Origin of the sequence: Marivita sp. (genome assembly GCF_020055635.1) — a bacterium.
Taxonomy (GTDB): Bacteria; Pseudomonadota; Alphaproteobacteria; order Rhodobacterales; family Rhodobacteraceae; genus Marivita.
Genome location: NZ_JAIPUT010000135.1, coordinates 1 through 4,353, shown reverse-complemented (window position 1 = coordinate 4,353; position 4,353 = coordinate 1). Strand labels below are relative to the sequence as shown.

Genomic DNA, 4,353 nt, shown 5'->3' with positions numbered 1-4,353 from the left:
GTCCACACCGATTTGGCCAAAAGCGTCGATGACCGCACCGTCTTTTCTCAGGACGATCGCATCGTCGCCGTTGAAATTGATGACGCCGTTGGCGCCGGTTTCGTCTGCAAGCGCCAGGATCGCTGCATCAGCACCCGAGTTTGCAAGCACGAAAACGTCGCCATCCGCGATTGTGCCTGCCAAGTTGAAAGAATGACTGGGCGTCGGGCTTCCGTTTGAATAAAGTTCGAGCGTGTAATTGCCAGCCGCCAGGTCAATATTGGATCCTGTCCCATTGTAGATCTCGATTGCTTTATTGAAGGACGATCCTTCCACATATTCCGAGATAAAAAGAGCTGTCGGCATGGCCAATGACGGCATCGGGAATGGCGATGCCGATGTTGTGTCGGATGTTGCACCGTCAAGGGCATCAGGCCCGCTGAAATCCCATTCCGAAAGTGTAAATGTCGTGCTGCGTCCTTCGGACGGGTTACGGGACGCCCAGCCATCAAGATATTCCCATGCCTCGCCACTACCATCGACGCCAACTTCGCCAAAGACGTCTTCGACGACGCCATTTTCAACAAGCTCAATCGCGTCATCCCCGTTGATGGAGGAAACGTTGCTCGTATAGTCCGGAGCGAAGCCGAAGTAATTGGCGAATTCGACACTTTCGGACGCGACATAGATCGTGGTCCCGGCTGCAACTGTCACGGCCGGAAAGTCGAATTCTGGAGTTCCGCCAAGATTGCCGTTGTTGGGCGAGCCAAGCTGATAGATCGACAGATCTGCGATATCTTCGAGAGCGAAGAGCTGAATTGCCTTGGGCAGGCCACCGGGCAGAGGGCCGTCGATGACGCCAGTAATCGTGAAGGACATTTTTGAAATTCCTTGTTGGACAGCAGCTTGAATACAACCGAGCAGATGGCGTTCGGACGATACAGCGGTGTTCTATTCAGCGCGTACGACAGTTATGTGTCGTGATGCGGGGCGGGGCTTACAAATTGGTCAACGTCATCTGTCCAGCCCTTCGCCGGACAGCGTGATGCCGGGACACGGGCTTTCCGATCCTACGCATCGTATTTTTAAAAATAGAATTTGTATCAACAAATCGGATGGCTCGACCAAGCCGACAGAGTTTGTGCTGTCTGCTTCGTATTTGGGCGCGACACCAAACTATTACAAAACTGTTGATAAGACTTCACACTTGCGCTGCTACTCCGGGAAGGTCTGCCGCTGCCAGTTCAAGTGCGCCTCGTTTCGATGACATCACGTCCGCGATGTCGCTAAGCGCATGCTCAACATGGTTGTGCGGCTCAATCGCACAAGCAACGGAACCTGACATGAACAACTTTGACGGCGCCTTCACGCTCCAGCTCTTCCATCTTTCTGATCAAGAGGCGAACACAACGTCGATCGAACTCGCCCCGAACCTTTCGGCGGTTCTCAATGCACTACGTGCCGAAGACATCGACGATGACGGTGTCGCGGGCTTTGCAGACACGCTTGTTCTGTCATCGGGCGACGCTTGGATTCCGGGATTGTTCTACGATGCGTCCGAGTCGATCTATGGTGCACCGGGTGCAGCAGATATCCTGATCCAGAACGAGCTTGGTGTTCAGGCCATCTCGTTCGGCAACCACGAATTCGACAACGGCACCTCCATCATCGCACAGCTTCTCAGCGGCGACATCGCGTTCGATGAGGATGAAGATACGTCGGGCTTTCTGCCTTATGCCGGCGCCAACTTCCCCTACCTCGCGGGCAATCTCGACTATTCCACCGACGCGAACCTTGCGCCGCTTGCCACGGCGGACGGTCAGAATGTGGAGGATATCTCGGGACAGGTTTCTGGAACAGCTGTCGTCGAAACCGAAGGCGGTGAGCTGATCGGTCTGGTCAGTGCCGTGGTGCCGACAATTGAAGATGGCCTGTCCAGCCCCGGTCCCGATTTGGGCGTGTTTCCTGAATCCAACGATCTTGCCGACCTCGCTGCACTCATTCAGGCGGACGTAGATGCGCTTCTGGCCGCCAACCCCGGCCTCAACAAGGTTATCCTGATGAGTCACCAGCAGGTTCTGGCGCGGGAGCAGGAGCTTGCCACTCTGCTGGAAGGTGTCGATATCATCATGGCAGGCGGGTCCAACTCGGTCCTGCTTGACGAAAACGATGCCGGTTTCGACGGGGAAGCTGCGGACGGCGTCTACCCCGGCTTCTTCACCGGTGCCGATGGCAACCCGGTTGCCGTGGTCAACACCGACGCCGCTTACAACTACCTCGGGCGCCTTGTGATCGACTTTGACGAAAACGGTGTCATCCTGCCGGAGAGCTATGATGCAGCGATTTCCGGTGCCTTTGAAACGTCCGATGCAGGCGTTGCGGCCCTTGGCGCCGAAGGCTTGGCAGACCCCGAGATCCTGGCCATCGCCACAGATGTGGAAGCCACTATCTTGGAAGGTGAATCGACCTTCTTTGCGATAGCGACCGAGTTCCTCAATGCCGAACGCGCAGGCGGTGGCACAGACGGTGTTCGCACACAGGAAACCAACCTGGGCAACTTGACCGCCGACGCCAATCTGGAATACGTGCAGCAATTCGATGACAGCGTCGTGTTCTCTTTCAAGAACGGCGGTGGCATCCGCGCCAATATTGGTCGGATCGAACAACCTGCCGGTGACAGTGACCCTGTCCGCCTTCCGACCGAGGGCATCGAAGGCGGAAAGCCCGATGGCGGTATCAGCACGAATGACGTCGCCAACACGTTGGCGTTCAACAACGGTCTGACATTGCTCAGCCTGACGACACAGCAGATCGTCGACACGGTCGAAGCGACGCTGGCAAATTACACAAGCCTCGAGCAAAGCGCCGGAGGCTGGGGCCAGTTTTCCGGCCTTCGCTTCTCGTTCTCGCCTGACCTCGCGCCAGGCAACCGCCTGATCAACGCCGCGTTGGTGAACGAAGACACGGGCGACGTGATCGCCGAGCTGGTCCGCGCCGGTGAAGTCGTCGACAATGGTGACACGACGTTCCGGACGGTGACGCTCAACTTCCTCGCGGACGGCGGTGCAGACGGCTTGCCGGTCACTGTCGACAGCGAGGACGGTTTCGATGCGGCAATTGCTGCTGTAGCGAACCGGGTTGATCTGGTCGACGGGGAAAACCCGGCCTTTGACGGTGGCGTGACCTTTGCTGCAACCGGCAGCGAACAGGACGCCCTCGCAGAGTACCTGCTCAGCGAATTTGGCATCGACGCGGGTGACCCGACGGTCGATCTGGTCGATACAACGCCACGTCTGGACGCGCGAATTCAGAACCTCGATTTCCGCGCAGACGCGGTGTTCGACGATCTTGCACCGGTCGCATCCACAAGCGCTGTCCTGGGTGAAGACGATGTCGTCTACGCCCGCGAGGTGACGTTCGCGTCGAGCGCGGACGGGCTTGGCGTCAGCGGTACTGGTGGCGGTCTGGCCGTTGTCGGCGAAGCGGTAAGCGCTCTTCTATTCGGCGTAGAGACGATCTCGTTCGACGATGCGACATGGACCACATCCACGGATGCGACGGATATTGATCTCGGGCAGATGTACTTCACCGCCTTCGGGCGGTACGCCGATGTGGCGGGTGCCTCCTTCTGGACGGAAGTTGTTGAGGAGGACCTGATCGATGCGGACGAGGTCGCTGATTTCTTCGTGGTCAGTGAAGAGTTCACCGCAACGTTCGGTGACCTCACCGATGAAGCGTTCGTCGACACCTTGGTAACCAATGCAAATGCGATGGACCTGTTTACGGCCCAGCAGATCAACACATTTGTCGATGCATTGGAGACCGGCGCAGAAACACGCGGTGACGTGCTTTACGAGATCGCGACAAGCGATGCGGTAGAGACGGCCACCGCCGATCTGCTCACTGTTGGCATTCTGTTGAACCAAGATTTGAATTACTTCGTCTGAAAAAAGCTGGACATCCGTTGGGTGGTACCACTGATATCAAACTTGGGGGCGAGGACTATCTCCGCCCTCAAATTATTCTGAGGTGTCAGCACATACGCCTGGTTAGTCAATCCTACCGGAATTTCGGATCGATCGGACGGGCTTCATTGAAGATTTGCGCATGCCCTGCGGAAGAGTTCGAGCGTACGCATCACGGTATCGCTGGATCCTGCCGCGCGCCGTCGCCGACGAGTTCCAGAAGATCTTCGTCGAGCGGTTTTTAAAGCTCGCGTGCATCGTCGAAGTAGTGAGTCGCCTGTTCTCCTCGCTGGTAGGACCGGCGCCGACTGATCGAGGAAGATCTCTGGCTGAAAGCATTCAGTTTTTTGGGGGGCGCTTGAAAAAAGCGCCCGCGATCTTTTCCGAGCGAATTCAGACGATCCCAAAC

3 protein-coding genes are annotated in these 4,353 nt (G+C 57.0%); 2 read left to right on the top strand and 1 reads right to left on the bottom strand.

Annotation, left to right across the window (positions count from 1 at the left end; translation table 11 throughout):
• Positions 1–858: lamin tail domain-containing protein (locus LCF60_RS23625; RefSeq protein WP_292294983.1), on the bottom strand; the 858-nt coding region annotated here is incomplete at its 3' end.
• A gap of 464 nt (positions 859–1,322) precedes the next feature.
• Here LCF60_RS23625 and LCF60_RS23620 point away from each other — a divergent pair.
• Positions 1,323–3,926, top strand: a complete 2,604-nt coding sequence (locus tag LCF60_RS23620; protein ID WP_292294982.1) for a 5'-nucleotidase C-terminal domain-containing protein — start codon at positions 1,323–1,325, stop codon at positions 3,924–3,926.
• A gap of 160 nt (positions 3,927–4,086) precedes the next feature.
• Positions 4,087–4,353 (top strand): hypothetical protein (locus LCF60_RS23615; RefSeq protein WP_292294981.1); only part of this gene is annotated, 267 nt, incomplete at its 3' end.